We start from the raw sequence: 19138 nt of genomic DNA, 5'->3' as shown, positions 1-19138 counted from the left end.
ACCGGCCACCGGCGTCCCCAGCGGAATGTCGGTGCCCGCACCGAGACGCGACAACAACACGGCCACAGCGGCCTGCACGACCATGAACGGCGTCGCCCCCGCCGACCGCGCCAGCTCGTCGATCCGAGCGTGCAGGTCCGCGGTCAGCGCCACCGGCACCTCCGCACCGCGATGCGTCGCCGCCGCGGGACGCGGCCGGTCGAACGGCAACGCCAACTCCTCCGGCAACCCCGCCAAAGCGGTGCGCCAGAACGAGGACTGCCGCGACATCAGACTGCCCGGATCGTCCTCCGACCCGAGCAACTCCCGCTGCCACAACGCATAGTCCGCGTACTGCACCGGAAGCTCGTCCCACCCCGGCGCAACACCCTTCAACCGCGCCGCGTACGCCGTCGCGAGATCATCACCCAACGTCCCCAGCGACCAGCCATCACACGCGATGTGATGCACCAGCAACAGCAGCACGTGGTCCTCCGGCGCGATGGAGAAACCCAGTGCGCGCAACGGAATCTCGGTGGCGAGGTCGAACACGTGCCCGACCGCCGCCGTGAGGAGCCCGTCGACCTCGTCCGCCGCGACCCGCGACCACCGCACCGGCACCACGGCCTCCTCGACCGGCAGCACCCGCTGCACCGGCTCGGAGTCCACCACGGGGAAGACCGTCCGCAGGCTCTCGTGCCGTTCCAGCACGTCGGCGAGCGCCGCGTCCAGGGCGGTGACGTCCACCTCCCCGGACAGCCGCAACGCCAGCGGCACGTTGTAGACGGCACTCGGCCCGTCCAGCTGCCCGACGAACCACAACCGCCACTGCGCGAACGACAGCGGAACCACGTCGACCCCCCTCGCTGTTTCCCGCAGCCGCTAGCCGCGACCCTCGTGGTCCATTTCGGACAGTGGCCGGTCGCCGCCGTCGACCATCGCGGTCAGCAGGTTCCGGTAGTACCGCGGCAGGTTCTCGGCCAGGCCGTCGGCGAGCAGGTCCGCCGCGGCCTCGAAGTCGCACCGGAACCCGTCCGCGCGATCGACGACGTTGAGCGCCAACGGGTTGCCGATGTGCGTGATCGGCAACGCGTCCGCCTCCGTCACCGCGAGCCCGTCGACGGCTGGCACCTCCACCTGGCGGTAGAACGACATCGACGTCGTGAACAGCTCGTCCCGCAACCCTTCACCGGACCTCGCGACCAGCTCCGCGAACGGGTGGTCCTGCTGTTCGAGCGCCGTCACCAGCTGCTCCAGCACGTCGGCCACGTGGTCGGCGACCGGCAGATCTTCCACCAGTTTCAGGCGCAGCGGCAGCAGGTTCGAGCAGAGGCCGACGACCCGGTCGAGCTCCGGCGGGCGCCGTGCCGACGCGACCGGCACGACGAGGTCGTCCTGACCCGTCAGCCTGGCGAGCAGGACACCCCAGGCTGCGACGAGGTAGGCGAACACGGTGACGCCCTCCTCCCGTGCCGCGGCGCGCATCCGGTCGCAGAACTCCGGTTCCAGCAGCAGGCTGTGCCGTTCCGCGCGGTACGGGAAGGCCGCCGGTCGTCCCGACAGCGGCAGCGCCGGCGCCGGGGCCTCCTTCAGCAACGACTCCCAGTGGTCGCGGTGGGCGGCGGCCGCCGCGCTCGCCACGACCTGCTCGTGCCAGGCGACGTAGTCCCGGAACTGCGGCGTCCGCGGCAGTTCTGCCCGCGTGCCACCGCGTTCGGCGTTGTACAGCGCGACGAGGTCGTCGAGCACGACGCTGTAGGACCAGCCGTCCACCACCGCGTGGTGCACCGTGATCAGCAACAGGTGGCGTTGCGGTGCCGTCCGCACGACGGCGGCGCGGAACACCGGGCCGTGCACCGGATCGAGCGGTGGCTCCGCCCAGGCGAGCCGGAACCGTTCGAGCTCGTCCGCGGTCTCGCAGACGTGCTCGGTCAGCACGCCGTCCGGCACGCCGGGGTGCACGACGAGCGTCTCGCCGCCGGCGCCGAACGTGCTGCGCAGCGCCTCGTGCCGCGCCACCACGCCGTGCACGGCCGCGTGCATCGCGGCGACGTCGAGCTCGCCGTCCAGCCAGAACCCGATGGACATCTCGAACGCGAGCGCGTCACCGTCGTCGAGCGCCCGCAGCTGCCGTTGCGCCAGAGTGCTGCGCGGCGCCGCCGGGACCGGGCTCGGCCGGCTCTCCCCGAGCATGCCGTTCTCGCGCAGCTCCTCGACGGACTCGCGCACCGCAGTGCGGATGTGGTCGAGGTCGGCCTGCTCGTGCGCGGTGGAGAGGAAGAAGTTGCGCAGCTCCCACACGAACACGCCGCGGTCGAGCAGGTTGAAGTAGAACGGGTCCATGTTCTGCTCGTGCTCGAACTTGAAGATCGAGGAGAACCGGCGGACCTCGACCGGCACGTCGAGCTCGCGGAAGTCGGCGTTCAGCCCGTCCACGAACAGCTCGGTCTTGCGGTCGAGATCCCGTTGCAGGGCAGGACCTTCCGCGCGGAGGTGGTCGAGGGTCGCCTTGGCCGCCGCCATGGTCAGGGGGTGCTGGTTGAACGTGCCGCCGAAGAACGTGGACTCCACCGTCGGGCCGGAGTCGTCGCCGAAGTTCCACACGCCGCCGTCGATGGCGTCCATGATCCCGCCGCGGCCGGTGATCACGCCGAGCGGCATACCGCCGCCGACGATCTTGCCGTAGGTGGCGATGTCGGCGTCGATGCCGTACAGGCCCTGGACACCCGCCGGGTGGCAGCGGAACCCGGTCACCATCTCGTCGAAGATCAGCTTCGTGCCGTGCGCCCTGGTGATCTCCCGCAGCTTCCGCAGGAACTCGGGCTTCTGCACACCCGGCGTGCGCAGGGTGACGGGCTCGGTCAGCACCGCGGCGAGCTCGGCACCGTTGCGGGTGATGAAGTCGAGCGCCTCCTCCGTGCCGAACTCGAGCACGTGCACGTTGTGCACGGCGCCCGGCGAGATCCCCGGCGCGAGCGGCTTGGTGCCGAACACCCCGTTCTCGTGCGACGGCACGGCGAGCACGTTGTCCGAGTGGCCGTGGTAGGCGGTGGAGAAGACCACGATCCGGTCGCGGCCGGTCGCCGCGCGGGCGAGCCGCACCGCCGTCATGACCGCTTCGGTGCCGCTGTTGAGGAACGCGACGCGTTCCATGCCGGTGAGCTCCAGGATGCCCTCGGCGACGTCCTCGACCAGCTGGGTGCGCGGCCCGAGGCTGAACCCGACGTCCAGACGGTCGCGGACGGCGTCCGTGACGACCTTCGGGTTGTGCCCGAGCAGGTGGACGCCGTAGCCCAGGGTGAGGTCGACGTACTCGTTGCCGTCGATGTCCCACAGCCGGGCGCCCTCGCCCCGTTCGGCGACGAGCGGGTACAGCATCTCCTTGGTGGACGGCCGGAAACCGACGGTGGAGCGGCTGTCGGCGATCATCGGCCGGTACCGCTGGGCGAACTCCTTCGAGCCCTTCGTCCGGGTGGTGAAGCGCTCGGTCAGCGCCTTCAGGTACCGGGCGCGCTGCTCGGTCTCCACCGGGCTGACCGCGCGGCGCGAACCGGGCCACAACGGCACGACCGACTTCGTCGCGGCGGCAGAGGAGGACGGGAGGACCGCGGGGGCCGGCGAGACGGGCGCCTGCGGGGTGGCCGTGCCCGCCAGCAGGTCCAGCTGGCGCGTCATGACCGCGAGCTGCTCCCGGATCAGGTCCTGCACCGCCGTCGAGCCACCCGCGGGCGTCGCTGCCACGGCCGCGGGAAGTGCAGCGGGCTGGGTCACCACGGGCTGGGTCACCACGGGCTGGGCGACCACCGGTTGGGCCACCACCGGCGTCGTCGCGACGACCTCCGGAACCGGCGCACCCGGCAGCTTCGCGGCGGGCGCGTGCGCGACGAGGTACGCGGCCAGGTCGGCGGGCGTCTGGATGTCGCCGAAGAGCTGCCGCAGGGCGAGCTTGCAGCTGTAGCGATCCTCCAGCATGCGCAACATGCCGAGCAGTGCCATCGAGTCCGCGCCCAGGTCCGTGAACGCGACGTCGGCGCCCAGCCCGCCGGGCTCGATGTCGAAGTGGTCGCCGACGACGGTGACGATCTCTCGGAGCAGTGGCTCCACGGTGTTCTCCTCGTGGTTCATGTCAGCCGGTCCAGCCGCGCCGCCAGGTGGTCGATGGTGGGGTTGCGGAGGAGCTCCACGGCCCGCAGCGGTGTGCCGAGCCGCTCCTGGATGCGCCGGGCGAGCCTGACCGCGCGCATCTCGTCGCCGCCCAGGTCGAAGAAGCTCCGGTCGTAGCTGTCGACCTCGGTCCCCAGCACCTCGGACCACAGCGCCGACAGCACCGCCCTCAGGTCGCCGGACCGCCGCTCTGGCGGTGCGATGTGGTGGTAGACGCGGTTCAGCGGGTGCGCGGGCAGCGGAACGCGGCGGGCCTCGCCGCCGGACCAGTCCGACCAGTCCACCGGCACACCGGCGGTCCACAACCGCGCCGCGGACTCCAGGATCCGCCGCACCGGGGACAAGTCCTCCCCCGGTCGTGCCCCGGCGCCGACGGTGAGCACGACCGCGTCGCCGGAGAACGCCTCGGCGAGCCGCTCGCCCGCCCAGACGTCACTGGTCCAGTGCGCCGGGTCGAGCACCCGGGACTCCGGCAGCACACCGCCGGTCACGGCCGACAGGATCGGCAGGTCCGGCACGACCGGACGCACGTCGGGGGCGTCCTCGCGCAGGCCGGCCCGCCAGGACAGCAGCGCCTCCGCGTCGGCGGGGTCGAGCGCGCCCGCGAAGCAGGCCGCGAGCACCTCGCCGGAACCCGCTCCCCCGGCCGCCTCCGGCCGCACGCCGGACTCCTCCCACTGGGCCGCGAGCGCCAGTGCGGCGGTCACCCGTGCCGCGGGCTCCCCGGCGGGGATCTCCGCGAACTGCAACAAGACCGCGGGAGCGTGCTCGGCGACCGCGCCCGTGACCGTTCCGGCCGCGAGCGCACGCAACCCGGCCACCGCCTCGCCGAGGGTGCCGGCGACGAAGGCGTGCCGGTACGCGCGGCCACGACGGCCCCGGCGCAGCGTGTGGGCGACGTCGGCGAGGTCGGGCGCGTCCGTCTCGAGCACGTCCGCGAGCCTGCGGGCCAGCTGACGCAGTGCGGTCTCGCTCCTGGCGCTGACCGCGATCACCCGCGGCCCGTCCGCGACGTGCCGGCCGGGCAGCGCGGGGGCCTCCTCCAGCACGACGTGGGCGTTGGTGCCGCCGATGCCGAACGAGCTGACCCCCGCCCGGCGCGGCGCGTCACCGGCGGGCCAGGCCAAAGGCTGGGTGTTGATCCCGAACGGGCTGCCGGCCAGGTCGATCCGCGGGTTCGGCCTGCTGAAGTGCGGATGCCCCGGAATCTCCTCGTGCCGCAGCGCCAGCACCACCTTGATGAGGCCGGCGATGCCCGCCGCGGCCGCGAGGTGCCCGACGTTCGCCTTGACCGACCCGAGGGTGCACTGTCCCGGCCGCGCGCCGCCGTCGACGAAGGCCTCGTTCAACGCGGTGAACTCGACGGGGTCGCCCAGCGTCGTCGCGGTGCCGTGGGCCTCGACGTAGGTGATGGTGTCGGCACCGACCTCGGCGACCGCCTGCGCCTCGGTGATGACGGCCCGCTGCCCGGAGACGCTCGGAGCGGTGTAGCCGATCTTGTCGGAGCCGTCGTTGTTGATCGCCGAGCCCTTGACCACGGCCAGCACCTGGTCGCCGTCCTCGATCGCCTCGGCGAGCCGCTTCAGGGCGACGAGACCAGCGCCGTCTCCGAACGTGGTGCCCGCGCCGTCGGCGTCGAACGGACGGCACACACCGTCCGGGGAGAGGATCATGCCCTCGCTGAAGTAGTAACCGGGGTAGGGGTTGACGATCACCGACACCCCGCCCGCCAGCGCGATGTCGCACTCACCGGTGAGCAGGCTCTGCACCGCCATGTGCACCGCGACCAGCGACGTCGAGCACGCGGTCTGCACGTTGACGCTCGGGCCCCTGAGCCCGAGCTTGTAGGAGATCCTGGTGGTCAGGTAGTCCTTGTCGTTGGCGATCATCAGCTCGGTGCCCGCGTACCCGAGCGGGTCGCAGGCGCGTGCCACGGCGTTGGTCAGGTAGGTGTTCATCGACGCGCCCGCGAACACACCGACGGCCTGGTCCTCCGCGCCACCGTCGTACCCGATGGTCTCCAGCAGCTCCTGCGCCAGCTCCAGCAGGATGCGCTGCTGGGGGTCGAGCAGCTTCGCCTCGCGCTGGGTGTAGCCGAAGAACTCGTGGTCGAAGTCGAACGCGTCCGGCAGGTGTGCGCCCCTCTTCACGTACGCGGGGTCGCGCAGCACGTCCTCCGGCGCCCCGGCCGCGCTCAGCTCGGCGTCGCCGAACGTGGTCAGCAGGTCGTCCCCGGCACGCAACCGGCGCCAGAAGGTGCCCAGGTCGGGAGCACCGGGAAACCGCCCGGCCATCCCGATCACGGCCACGTCGTTCGCCCGCACCTCAGACATCCCGGCTCCCCTCGGCTCCCGAACGCTGACGCGCGCGCAGCCGGGCGCCGCGGGCCGTTCCCTCGGCGAGCTGGACCCGCCTGCTCGACGCCCGGTCCCGGCCGGCCGCGGCGGTGGCGGTGGTCTGGCCGAGGCGCCGGGCGAGGCTCGCCGGCGTCGGGTAGCGGAACAGCTCGTTGACCGTCAGCGGGGCCTCCGCCGCGTCGTCGGCGAGCAGCTCGTGCACCCGCATCAGCAGCATCGAGTTGCCGCCGAGGTCGAAGAAGTTGTCGTCGGACCCGATCGCCTCACGTCCGAGCACCTCCTTCCACACGGCCAGCACCCGGCGCTCCAGCGCGATCGGTGCCGCACTGCGAGCGGTCCCGGCGGCCGGAGCGCGCCGCGTGCCGCTGTCGGCCTCGACGGCGACCGGCATCGGCAGGTCCGCCACGCCGAGACCAGGCTCCGCGAGCGCGGCACGCAGCAGCGCCAGGTAGTTCGTGATGACGTCGCGCGCCGCCGCGTCGGTGAACACGGCCTTGCGGTACTTGAGCAGCCCGACCAGCCGGTCTCCGTCGTGGACGACCTCCAGCACGAGCTCCAGCTGGTCGTCCTGCTGGTCCAGCCGGTACGGGCGCGCGGTCAGCCCCGCCCACGGCACGTCGGCCGCGTCTTCGTCGGCGATGTAGAGGCCGGCGAGCGCCGGGTACCTGGCCGGCTTCTGGTAGCTGAACATCGCCTGGAAGATCGGGTTGCGGTCGTCCACCCGGCGCGGTGCCAGCTCGCTGACGAGCAGCTCGAACGGGTACTCGTGGTGCTGCAGCGCCTCCACGACGGCACTGCGGGTCCGGCCGAGCTGCTCGCGGAACGACACCCCGTCACCCAGGTCGGCGCGCAGCACCACGGGGTTCACGAAGTTGCCCACGCACTCGGCGAGCGACGGGTCGGTGCGGCCCGCGAACGGGCTGCCCACCAGCACGTCGCGCCGCCCGGTGTAGCGGCCGACGAGGATCTGGAACGCCGTCAGCAGCACGGCGTAGGGCGTCGCCCCTTCCGCCTTCGCCAGCGCGACCACGCCGTCGCTGACGTCGGTGGTGATCGGGAAGACGACCGACGCCCCCTCGGTGGCGGCGGGATCGGTCTCGAACCGCGGCCACCTGACCGGCTCGTGCCGGCCGGAAAGCCTTTCGTGCCAGTAGGACCGGGCCGCGCCGCCCTGCGGGCCGTCGATCATGGAGCGCTGGCGCGTGACGAAGTCGCTGTACGGGACGTTGCCCGCGGCCAGCTGCGCCGGACGCCGCTCGGCCTCGGCCAGGTAGAGCTGTTCCAGCTCCGCCACGATCACGCCCAACGACCAGAAGTCGCACACCACGTGATGCACGGTCAGCAGGACGACGCCCTCACCCTCCGCCACCGCGAACACCCGCACCCGGACGAGGGGCCCGGCCGCGAGGTCGAACGGCTCCAGGTACGCGGCACGCACCTCCTCGTCGACCCGCTCCGCGCTCCACTGCCGGGCGTCCACCTCGGCGAACGACGGTTCGAGCCACCCGTGCACGGTCTGGCCGTCGAGGGTGAACGTCGTGCGCAGAGCCGCGTGCCGCCCGACCAGCGATCCGGTCGCGCGGTGCAGCGCCGCCGGGTCGAACCCTCCGGCGAACCGCGCGGTGAACCCGACGTTGTAGGACGCGCTGCCCGGATTCATCCTGTGCAGCAACAGCAACGGGCGCTGGGCGAAGGAGAGCGGGTGCTCGGTCCGCGCCTCGGCGGCACGCGAGCGCAGCGCCGCCTCCAGCTTCTTCCGCACGTCGTAGCCGGTCATCGTCACCCCTCCAACCAGGGCAGCAGCGCCTGGAGCTGGTCTTCTGTCAGCGAGTCGAGGTTCGCCAGCAACCGTTCCGCCTCCTGCGGGGAGAACGGCTCCACCGCGGCGGGAACGGCGGCCGGGGCGTCCTCGACGGGCGCGTCGAACGACAGGCGGTCGGTGAGCTCGCCCACGAGCAGGCCGACGGCCTTGCCCTCCAGCAGGCCGGTGAGCGGCAGGTCGACGTCCAGGTCGCGGAAGATCTGGCCGCGCACCTCGACCGCCAGCAACGAGTCGAGCCCGGCCTCCTGCAGGGACAGGTCCTCGACGACCGCGGACTCCGGCATGCCGAGCCGGGTGGCGAGCATGCCGCGCAGGTAGTCGAGCACCAGCGCGCGCCGGCGGTCCGCCGTGGCACCGAACCAGTCCCGCCGCAGCCTGCGCACCGCCTCCGCACCGTCCTCAGTGGACGATGACGGCTCCGCGGCGACGGCCCTCCCGCCCGGGAACCGGGCGAGATAACGCTGCCAGTCCACGGAGAACACGCCGTACTGGCCCGCGGCCGGCAGCCGGTCGAGCGCGGCGAACGCGGGACCGGGCGCGAGCGGCGTGAACCCACCGTCGGTGAGCCGGGCCCGCAGACGTTCGCTGAGGCGCGCCATCATGCCCGACTCCCACGGGCCCCAGTTGACGCTGAGCCCCGGCAGCCCGAGACCGCGCCGGTGGTGCGCGAGGCCGTCGAGGAACGCGTTGGCCGCCGCGTAGTGCGCCTGCCCCTGCGCGCCGAGGAGCGCCGTCGTGGACGAGAACAGGACGAACTGCTCCAGGTCGAGCCCGAGGGTCGCCCGGTGCAGGTGCCAGCCACCGGTGACCTTCGGGGCGAGCACCGCCGCGAACCGGTCCCAGGTGAGCTGTGGCAGCACCGCGTCGTCGAGGACCCCGGCCGCGTGGACGACGCCCTTGAGGCCGCCCCACTCCCGTTCCGCGCGGCCGACCAGCAGCCTGACCGCGGCCTCGTCCGTGACGTCCAGGTCGGCCTGAGTGATCCGCAGGCCGGGGACTTCCTCGATCTTCGCCTTCGTGGCGTTGCGCGAGGCGAGCACGACGTGGCGCACCCCGCGCCGGGCCAGCCACGCGGCGGTGCTCAGGCCGAGCGCCCCGGTGCCGCCGGTGACCAGGTAGCAGCCGTCCGCGCTCAGCCGTGACGGTGCCGAGGCCGGCGGCGTCTCACGGCGCAGCACGGGCCGGTGGACCCGGCCCTCGCGGATCGCGGCCTCCGGCAGTGCGGGAAGCGCGGTCAGTCCCGTGGTGTGGTCGACGTCGAGCAACCGCACGGTCAGCTGGGGCGCCTCCAGTGCCGCGCTGCGGCCGAGACCCCACAACATCGCACCGTGCGGATCCGACGTGGATCCCCGCACCGGCACCGCGCCGCTGGTCAGCAGCACCACGGCACCCGGTGACCAGCCCTCGGCGGCCCGCACGAGAGCGGGCACGCTGCCGCACGCCGTGCGCACGTCCTGGGCGTCCAGGCCGAGGCAGTGCAGCACGCTCGCGGGCCCGGTCTCCCGGAACAGCCGCGCCAGGTGCCCGGCGTCGGTGGGATCGAGGACGTACCGGTCGCCGTCGCGGGTGAACGTCTCACCCGTCTCCGCGATCACGCACCGGCTGCCGGCGGCCTCCAGCGCGGTGACCGCGGGACGCCAGCGGCCCTGCCTGTCGGCGAGCACGATCCACGTGCCGGCCGGGGTGGCTGGCGCCTCCGTCAGCTCCCACTCGTCGGTGTGGATCGCGGCCTCGGGGGCGCGGAACGACACCGCCCTGAGCTCCAGCCCGGTGATCTCCAGCAACGGCGTGCCGTCGTGACCCGCCAGCACGACGTCGGCGACGGACCTCGACCCGTCGGCGCCGCGATGCCGGACGTGGGCCACCCCGGACGTAGCGGCGTGCCGGGACTCGTGGAACACCGCCCGCTCGATCCGGAACGGCAGTGGCACGCCGTTCTCCGGCGCGGTGCGGACGATCCGTGCCGCGATCGCCAGCTGGACACACGCGTCGAGCAGGGCCATCGTCCGCTCGCGCGGCGAACCGGCGGCGAAGGTGAGATCACCGGTGCTGTCCTCGCCGTCCAGGCGCAGCTCCTCGATCCACTGGAAGGCCGGGCCGAACCGGAACCCCGCCGCCTCGAACCTCGGGTAGAGGCCGGCCGCCGGGACCGGGTCGCCGGCACGCCAGGACGCCGGGTCGACCCGGCTCGCGGCGACGGAGGCCTGCTGGAACCGGCCCTCCGCGTGCACCTGCCACGACTCGTCGGCCAGCGGGTCGTCCTCGTCGGTCAGGCTGAGCGACTGCCCGACGAACCGGCGGTCTCCGGACGGGGTGAGCACGAGCTGCACGCGCCGTTCGGCGTCGTCGACCTCCAGCGCGCGCGGGAAGACGAGGTCCTCGACCACCGCCGCCGCCTCGCCCGCCGCAGCCTCCACGAGGCACGCGGTGTGGTAGGCCCCCGGCACGACCAAGCGGCCGGAGATCTCGTGGTCCGCGAGCACTCGCGGCGCCGTCGCGGCGACCGTGGTCTCGTACCGGCGCTGGGCGGACTGGGGCAGCGCGAGCCGGGTGAGCGCCGGCAGGTCGTTCACCGGCGCCGCGGCAGGCCTTGCCGTCTGCTCGACCCAGTGCCGGGTCCGCGCGAACGGGTACAGCGGCGCCGAGACCCGCGCGGGCCGCGAGTCGGCGCGGTAGCCGTCCCAGTCGACCGGCAGCCCGGCCCTGGCCAGGCGGGCCAGGTGCCCGAGAACCGTTGCCACGTCGGGGTTCCTGGGTGCGAGACCGGGCAGGAACACGACGTCCTCGCCCGCCTGCGCGCGGCCGGACGTGCTGAGCGTCCTGCCCGAACCGACCTCGACGAAGACCGAGCAGCCGCCGCGCAGCAGCTCACCGAGAGCCGGTGCGAACCGGACCGGTGAGGTGAGCTGGCGGCCCCAGTACTCGGGGCCGAGGTCGTCCCGCGCCCACGTGCCGCTGAGGTTCAGCGCCATCGGCACCGCGGGCGTCCGGTGGCTGATCCGGCCTGCCGCGCGAACCAGCGCCGCGACGGCGGGAGCGACCAGCGGTGAGTGGAAGGCGTGCGTGGTCTCCAGCGGGATGGTGCCCCAGCCCCTGACGGCGAACTCCGCCTCCAGCACGGCCATCTCGGCGTCCGTGCCCGAGACGGTGACGCGTTCCGGAGCGTTGTAGGCCGCGACGGAACCGCCCTTCGCCGCGACGATCCGTTCCAGCTCGGCCACGTCCTGGCAGCCGACGGCGACCATCCGGCCGCTGCCGGGCACCGCCGCGAACGCCCGGCCGCGGGCGCAGACCAGTTCGAGGCCTTCCTCGACGCTGAACACGCCGGCCACGCAGGCGGCCGCGTACTCGCCGAGGCTGTGGCCGGCGACGGCGTCCGGCGTGATCCCGCACGAGGCCCAGAACTCGGCCAGCGCGACCTGCAGCAGGAAGACGGCCGGCTGCAGCAGTTCCGCCCGCTCCTGCGAGCGCGCGTCGGCGAACACGTCCAGCGGGCCGGTTCCGGTCAGGCGGCGGAACGCGTCCGCGTGCCGGTCCACCGCCGCCCGGAACACCGGGTGCTCGCGGTAGAGCTCGACGCCCATGCCCGCGAACTCGGAGCTCTGCCCCGGGAAGAGGAACCCGACCCTGGGCTTGGCGCGCGCGGCCTCACCGGCGTCCACGTGGCCGGTTCCGTCGCGCAGCCACGACTCGAAGCGATCGGCGGCGTCCTGCCCGGAGCCGGCGACCACGCTCAGCCGGTGGCGCAGTGCCCGGCGGCCCGCGCGGCTCGTGTAGGCCAGGTCGGCGAGCGACGCGCCGGGCTCGCGCAGGCGGGTCGCCCACGCACCGGCGAGGTCCTTCAGCGCGTCCTCGCTCCTGGCGCTGATCGTGATCAGCTCGGGGCCGGAGGACGGCGTCGCGGCGGCCCGCGGCGGTGCCTGCTCCAGCACGGCGAACGCGTTGGTGCCGCCGATGCCGAGGGAGTTGACGGCCGCCCGGCGCGGGGATCCGGGCAGGGGCACCGGTTCCGCGTTCACGAACAGGCCGCTGTCGGCCAGCTTCAGCCTGGGGTGCGGCGCGGTGAAGTAAGGGCTTGGCGGGACCTGGCCGTGGTGCAGCGCCAGGGTGGCCTTGATCAGGCCGGCGACGCCGGACGCCGCCTCCATGTGCCCGATCAGCGCCTTCACCGAGCCGATGGCGGTCGGCGCGTCGTGACCGAAGAGCTTCTTGAGCGCGCCGACCTCGGTGGGATCGCCGAGCGGCACGCCCGTGCCGTGGGCCTCGACGTAACCGATGGTGGCGGGGTCGACGCCCGCGACGGCGAGCGCGCGGCGCATCGCGGCGAGCTGGCCCGGCTGGCTGGCGGCGCCGTAGCTCGACTTGCCGCCACCGTCGTTGTTGATCGCGGTGCCGAGGACGGTGGCGTAGACCGTGTCGCCGTCCCTGACCGCGGCGGACAGCGGCTTGAGGACGACGGCGCCCACGCCACTGCCGAAGATCGTGCCCTGCGCGCTGACGTCGAACGGGCGGCAGCGGCCGTCCGGCGACAGGATGCCTCCCCGGCGGTGCCAGTACCCGGCGGCGTGCGGCAGCCGGATGTTCACGCCACCGGCCAGAGCGGCCTCGCACTCGCCCCGCAGCAGGCTCTGCACGGCGAGGTGCACCGCGACCAGCGAGGTCGAGCACGCCGTCTGCACCGTCAGGCTGGGACCGGTCAGGCCGAGCTTGTACGACACCCTGGTGGCGAGGAAGTCCTTGTCGGACCCGATCTGTTCCAGCGAGGCCGTCGGATCCTGCGGCATGCCCGTGCTGCCGAGCACCTCCGGCAGGTAGCTGGTGAGCACCCCGCCGCTGCCCGCGAAGACACCGACGTCTCCCCCGGCACCCAGGCCGGCGTGCTCCAGCGCGTGCCAGCACGTCTCCAGGAAGACGCGCTGCTGCGGGTCCATCACCGCGGCCTCGCGGCCGGAGATGTCGAAGAAGCCCGCGTCGAAGAGGTCCACCCCGTCGATGGAGGCGACCGCCTTGACGTAGTCCGGGTTCGTGAGCCAGTCCGGGTGCACGCCGTCGCGCAGCAGCTCGTCGTCACCGAGGTCGCGGATCGACTCGCGGCCCGCCAGCAGCGCGTCCCAGAACTCGCCGAGATCGGCGGCGCCGGGAAAGCGCGCCGCCATGCCGACGATCGCGACGGGTTCGGGCGTCATGCCGGTTCGACCGCGCCGAGCCGGGGCTGGGCCACCGGGTCGTACGCGTCCAGCAGGTCACCGACCGTGCGCACACCAGTGATGGGCACGTCGTCGGAGAACGGGTCGGTGTCGAGCTCCAGCTCCAGCACGGCCACCAGCCGGGCGAGGTGCAGGGACTCGAGTCCCAGGCCGTCGACGAGCAACTGGTCGGGGTCCAGGTGCTCGACCGGCCCGGCCACCTCGTTGACGATCTCGAGCAGAGCGGCCATGACCGTCTCGCGCCTGTCCATGCAGATCACACTCCGTTCAGCAGGTGTAGCCACCGTCGACCGCGATGGTCTGGCCGGTGATGAACCCCGCCGCGGGCGAGGTGAGGAAGCGGATGACGCCGAGCACGTCCTCGACCGAACCGAGCCGGCCGAGCGGGGTGCGGCGGGTGATGCGGCGGCGCTGGTCCTCGCCGATGCCCGCCGTCATGTCGCTGTCGAAGTAGCCGGGGGCCACGCTGACCACCCGCACCCCCGCCGGGCCGACCTCCCTGGCCAGACCGCGGGTGAGGCCGTCGAGGGCGGCCTTGGCCGCGCCGTAGACGGCGACGCCGGTCTGCCCGCGCAGCGCGTTGATCGACGACAGGTTGATCACGACGCCGCTGCGGCGGGCGATCATCGGCTTGAGGCAGGCCCTGGTCAGCAGCACCGGCAAGGTGAGGTTGGTGCGCAGCGCGGCGTCGATGGCGGCCGGGGCGGTGAGGGTCAGCAGGCCCTCCAGACCGACCGCGGCGTTGTTCACCAGCACGTCGACGCGGCGGTGCCGGCGCGCGGCCGTGCGCACGAACTCCTCGACCGCGGCGGCGTCCGTGCCGTCGAGCGCGGTCCACGCCACGGCGTCGGTCTCCGCGCGCAGCTCCTTCAGTTCCGCGGACTCGCTGCGGCTGAAGGTCTCCACCCGGTAGCCGCGTTCCAGGAAGTCCCGCACGAGCGCCAGCCCCAGGCCGCGGCTGCCACCGCTGACGATGGCGACCGGACGCTGGTCCACCGGTGCGTTCACCCCGCACCTCCCATTCGCTTGAACCGCTCGCCGTGCAACGGCACGTCCGAGACGGTGACGACAGCCGGAACCTTGTGGGGCGGCAGGTGTTCCGCGCAGAACTTGCGCAGCCTCCTGGTGAGCTCGCGCCGTTCCTCCGGCTCCACCAGCTCGACCTGGGCGACGACGACGTGCCCGGTCACCGCGTTCGCGCGGCCGGTCACGACGACGTCCTGCACGTTGCCCGCCTGCAGCAGCACGTTCTCGACCTCGGCGGGCGACACCTTCTCGCCGCCGACGTTGATCAGCGCGGAGATCCGGCCGAGCACGCGCATCGTGCCGTCCTCCGCCACGACCACCGCGTCACCGGTGTTGAGCCAGCCGTCCTCGTCGAACGGGCTGGGCGCGTTGAGGTAACCGAGCATCGCGCTGGGCGACTTGATCCACAGGACGCCGTCGCGGATCTCGGTCGCGAACCCGTGCCCGCCGACGTTCATCCGCAGCGAGTCGGACGACACCGACTTGGTGGGTAGGATGCCGGTCTCGGTGAGGCCGTAGGTCTGCTTGAACCGGACCTGCGGGAACACCTTCGCCGCGTGCGCGAGCGTGACCTCGCGCATCGGCTCGGTGCCGTAGGTGATCAGTTCGAGCGACGACAGGTCGTAGTCGCGGTAGGCGTCCGAGAGCAGCAGCATGTTCAGGAACGTCGGCGTGGTCGGCAGCACCTCCACGCGGTGCCGCTCGATGGCCTCGCACGCGTGCTTCGGGGTGCGCTGCGGTTCGGTGACCACCAGGCCGCCGCCGGCCAGCGTGCGGAACAACGTGTTCACGCCGCCGATGTGGTCGAGCGCCATGAACTGCAAGGTGCGCCGGGGCCGTCCCGCCACACCGCGGAAGCCGTCGAAGAGCCGCGGCAGCGAGAGCAGCGCCGCCTTGCTCTCCCCGGTCGAACCGGAGGAGAACAGCACCAGCCCGGCCTCAGCGGACCCGGCGAGCCGCACCAGCAGTTCGGGCTTCTGCCCGTCCGGCACCGCGACCGACTCGGCGGTCCACTCGCCTGGGCCGGTGAACTCGATGACCGTGCTCACGTGTGCCGTCGCCATCCGGCCTGCCCGCTGGCTCCTCGGCGGGTCGTTGGGAGCGAACGGAACCACGACGGCACCGCGGACGGCCAGCGCCGTGAAGAGCGCGACCACGTCCGGCGAGGCGTTGCCGACGATCGCCACGGACTGCCCCGCGCCGATCCCGAGCCGGTCCAGCTCGGCCAGCCAGCCGGTCGTCAGCTCGGCGAGCCCGGCGTAGGTCACGGTGCCGCCGTGCCCGGCCATCGCCTCGGCGTCGCCTCGCTCCCGCAGTTGTGCCAGCAGCCACTCCATCAGCGGTTCCCCCTCCTGCGCAGCACCGGCCTCGGCGCGCTGTCCCGCGCGCCGAGCTGTGCGGCGATGTCCCTGATCGAGCTCGATTCGAAGATCGCCCGAATCCCGAGCTCCCTGTCCAGCGCGGTGCGCACCCGGCTGATGACCGTCATGGCGAGCAGCGAGTTGCCACCGAGCTCGAAGAAGTTGTCGTCGAGGCCCACTCGTGCGACCCCGAGCGCCTCCGCGACGAGCAGGCACAGCTGCCGTTCGTCGGGCGTGCCCTCGATCTCCGCGGGCGGCTCCGGCTCGGCGTCCGGCCCGACGAGGTCGAGCAGCGCCCGGCGGTCGAGCTTGCCGCCGGGCGTGACCGGAAGCGTGTCGAGCACCTGCACCCGGTCCGGCAGCAGCGCGGACGGGAGCCTGCCGCGCAGGAACTCCCGCACGGCGGCGAACGTCAGCTCTTCCCGGCCCCGCTCCTCCGGCACGACGAACGCGACCAGCCTGGCCAGTCGCGTGCCGGCGCCGGTGGCGATCACCGCGGCCCTGGCGACGGCGGGATGGGCGGCGAGCGCCGCCTCCAGCTCACCGGGTTCCACCCGCAGGCCGCGCACCTTGACCTGGTCGTCGAGCCTGCCCCAGAACTCCAGCTGCCCGTCCGGCCGCAGCCTGCCCCGGTCGCCGGTGCGGTACATGCGCGCACCGGGCACTCCGCTGAACGGGTCCGCGACGAACTTCTCGCTGGTGTGCGCCGGCTGTCCCACGTACCCCTGCGCCACGCCGAGCCCGCCGATGCAGATCTCGCCGACGAAGGACGGCGGCAGCAGCTGGAGCTGGTCGTCGACGACGTAGAGCCGCGTCGTGCCGACCGCCCGTCCCGCCACCTGCCGCTCGTGCTCGCGGATCTCGGCCCTGGCGGAGTCGACCGTGCACTCCGTGATGCCGTACATGTTGAACGCCAGCAGGTCCGGCTGGTCGTGCAGCCGCCGCCACAGCCGGGCGGACGCGCTCTCGCCACCGATCAGCACGATCTTCGGCGGGTGCGGCACGTCCAGCAGGCCCGCGTCGACCAGGACCTCCATCTGGCTGCTGTTGCAGTCGAGCACGTCGATCGCCGACCCGGCGTCCGCGCCGAGCGCGAGCAGCCGTGCGGGATCCATCCGCTCCTCGTCGCCGAGCAGCAGCAGCCGGTGCCCGAACGCGATCATGCCGAGGCACTGGTTGATGAACACGTCGAACGTCAGCGAGCTGAGCGCGCCCACGTTCACCTGCACGCCTTCCGGCAGCCGCGCGTACATCGACGCGAGCTGGGTGGTGGCGAGCGCGACCAGGCTCTCCTGGTCGACGACCACGCCCTTCGGCGTGCCGGTGGAGCCCGACGTGAACACGACGTAGGCGGGCGCGGCGGCCGGGCGGTGGGCCGGTGGCTCCGCATCGCCCGTGAGATCGGCGGGCGCGACGGTCTCCACCTCGGCGAAGGGCTCGTCCGCGACCAGCAGGGTCACGCCGGCCTCCTGGAGGAGCACGCGGCGGCGCGCCTCCGGCTGACGTGCGTCGAGCAGCAGGAAGGCCTCACCCGCACACCACGTGGCGAGCATCGCGGTGAGCAGGCCGGCCCGCCTCGGCAGGCAGATGCCCACCACGGTGCCGGTCCGCACGCCTCTGGCCCGCAGGCCGGCCGCCATCGTCCTCGCCGCGGCCTCGAGCTCGGCGAAGGTGAGCCGTTCGCCGTCCGCACTGACGGCCTCGCGATCAGGCGTGGCAGCGGCGGTGCGTTCGAACAGCTCCCAGGCCGACGTGGGATCCGCAGCGGTGGGCATGTCGCCCGCACCGAGCTCCAGCGTGGCGTCCCGCGTGGCCACGTCCAGCAGCGGGACACTCCCGAGCGGGACGTCCGGCGAGCTGACGAGGGCGCGCAGCAGGCTGCCGAAGGCGTTCGCGAACTGCCGCATGGCGTCCGCGGAGAACCGCCTGCGGTCGTACTCGACGGTCACGCCGACCTCGCTCGCGACCCGGTGCACGTCGAGCGACAGGTCGAACTGGAGCCCCGCGAGCTCCGCCGGGTCCGGCAGCGCCGTCACCTGCAGGCCGTCGAGCGCCCAGACGTCGCTCGGGTCGAGCGAGCCGTAACCCATGGCGACCTGGAACAGGGGGTTGCGGTCCGCGTCGCGCTGAGGGGCCAGCGCGTCCACGACCGCCTCGAACGGCACGTCCTGGTGGTCGAGCGCGTCGTGGACGGTGTCGCTGACCTGGTCGAGGAACTCGTCGAAGGTCAGCGCGGGCGCCACCTGGCAGCGCAGCACCACCGTGTTGGCGAAGAAGCCGATCGTGCCGAAGAACTCCGCGGTGGGCCTGCTGAACACCTGCGTGCCGACCGCGAGGTCGCTCGTGCCGGCCCAGCGCCACAGCAGGACGAAGTACACGGCGAGCATCCCGGTGAACGGGGTGACCCCGCGTTCCTTGCAGAACACCTCGAAGTCCGCCACCACGTCCCCCGGCAGGGTCGCGGGCAGCCGGGCGCCGACGACGCTGCCCGGGTCCTCCATGCCGTCCTCCGGCAACCGCGCCGGCCGCACCCCGGCCAGCCGCTCCCGCCAGTGGCCGAGGCCCGCGCGATCCACACCGGAACGCCGTTCCCGCAGGCAGAAGTCGGAGTACTGCGCGGCAGGCACCGCCAGCGCGGGCGCGTCCGGGTCGGCGTAGGCGAGGCGGAGCTCGTCGGCGAAGACCTTCGCGGACATCTCGTCGATGATGATGTGGTGGAACACGACCGCCACCAGGTGCAGGTCCGGCGCCACCCTCGTCACGCCCACCCGCCAGAGCGGCCCTGACGACAGGTCGAACGGGAGGCCGATCACCCGTCGTGCCTCGGCCTCGGCCCAGGCACGGCGCTGCTCGGGAGAGTCTCCGCGCGCCTGCACGACCGCGCCGAGGACCGGCTCGGCGGGACGGTCGTCGCGCACCACCTGGAAGACGTCGCCGTCGCGCTCCAGGAACGTGACGCGCAACGCGTCGTGCCTGCCGCGCACCACCTCCAGCGCGTGCGCGAGGCTGCTCGTCCGGAGCTCACCGGTGATCTCCAGGACAGTTCCCCAGACGTCCGCCGCACTACCCGGCCGCACAATCGAGGAGAAATACATCCTGCGCTGAGCGGACGAGGCGGGAACCTCCCGTGCGGAAGGCTCGACCGCGAGACCGGCTCCACCCGAATCCGGCAGGTCCTGCCAATTCGCGTGACGCACTCCAGACACGAACCCCCCAAACCGA

At 73.0% G+C, this 19138-nt stretch carries 9 protein-coding genes; all 9 read right to left on the bottom strand.

Going from position 1 to position 19138, the window contains the following annotated elements; all coding sequences use genetic code 11:
- Positions 1–831: condensation domain-containing protein (locus UK23_RS28380; protein WP_045314714.1), on the bottom strand; the 831-nt coding region annotated here is incomplete at its 3' end.
- A 30-nt stretch (positions 832–861) separates the two neighbouring features.
- The gene (locus tag UK23_RS28375; RefSeq protein WP_196777927.1) at positions 862–4083 is read right to left on the bottom strand and encodes an aminotransferase class III-fold pyridoxal phosphate-dependent enzyme; all 3222 of its coding nucleotides are present in this window, start codon (positions 4081–4083) and stop codon (positions 862–864) included.
- A 17-nt stretch (positions 4084–4100) separates the two neighbouring features.
- Positions 4101–6476 carry a type I polyketide synthase gene (locus tag UK23_RS28370; RefSeq protein ID WP_082115040.1) on the bottom strand — a complete coding sequence of 792 codons (2376 nt, stop codon included), beginning with the start codon at positions 6474–6476 and terminating at the stop codon, positions 4101–4103.
- A complete protein-coding gene (locus UK23_RS28365; protein WP_052685138.1) occupies positions 6469–8277 on the bottom strand; it encodes a condensation domain-containing protein in 1809 nt (602 codons plus the stop codon). Before UK23_RS28365 ends, UK23_RS28370 begins: the two co-directional genes overlap by 8 nt.
- A gap of 2 nt (positions 8278–8279) precedes the next feature.
- The gene (locus UK23_RS28360) at positions 8280–13508 is read right to left on the bottom strand and encodes a type I polyketide synthase (protein ID WP_045314712.1); all 5229 of its coding nucleotides are present in this window, start codon (positions 13506–13508) and stop codon (positions 8280–8282) included.
- Positions 13505–13780, bottom strand: a complete 276-nt coding sequence (locus tag UK23_RS28355) for an acyl carrier protein (RefSeq protein ID WP_045314719.1) — start codon at positions 13778–13780, stop codon at positions 13505–13507. The genes UK23_RS28360 and UK23_RS28355 overlap by 4 nt, the downstream gene beginning before the upstream one ends.
- A 16-nt stretch (positions 13781–13796) precedes the next feature.
- Positions 13797–14537, bottom strand: coding sequence for an SDR family NAD(P)-dependent oxidoreductase (locus tag UK23_RS28350; protein ID WP_052685136.1), 741 nt, complete (start codon positions 14535–14537; stop codon positions 13797–13799).
- Positions 14534–15892, bottom strand: coding sequence for a class I adenylate-forming enzyme family protein (locus UK23_RS28345; protein ID WP_045314711.1), 1359 nt, complete (start codon positions 15890–15892; stop codon positions 14534–14536). The genes UK23_RS28350 and UK23_RS28345 overlap by 4 nt, the downstream gene beginning before the upstream one ends.
- Positions 15892–19113 (bottom strand): non-ribosomal peptide synthetase, encoded by a 3222-nt coding sequence (locus tag UK23_RS28340; protein ID WP_196777926.1) that lies wholly within the window; start codon positions 19111–19113, stop codon positions 15892–15894. Before UK23_RS28340 ends, UK23_RS28345 begins: the two co-directional genes overlap by 1 nt.
- Positions 19114–19138: the final 25 nt, after the last annotated feature.

Source organism: Lentzea aerocolonigenes (assembly GCF_000955955.1).
GTDB classification, from domain to species: Bacteria; Actinomycetota; Actinomycetes; order Mycobacteriales; family Pseudonocardiaceae; genus Lentzea; species Lentzea aerocolonigenes_A.
Note: the sequence above shows the minus strand (reverse complement) of the source record. Positions and strands in the feature narration are given on the sequence as shown.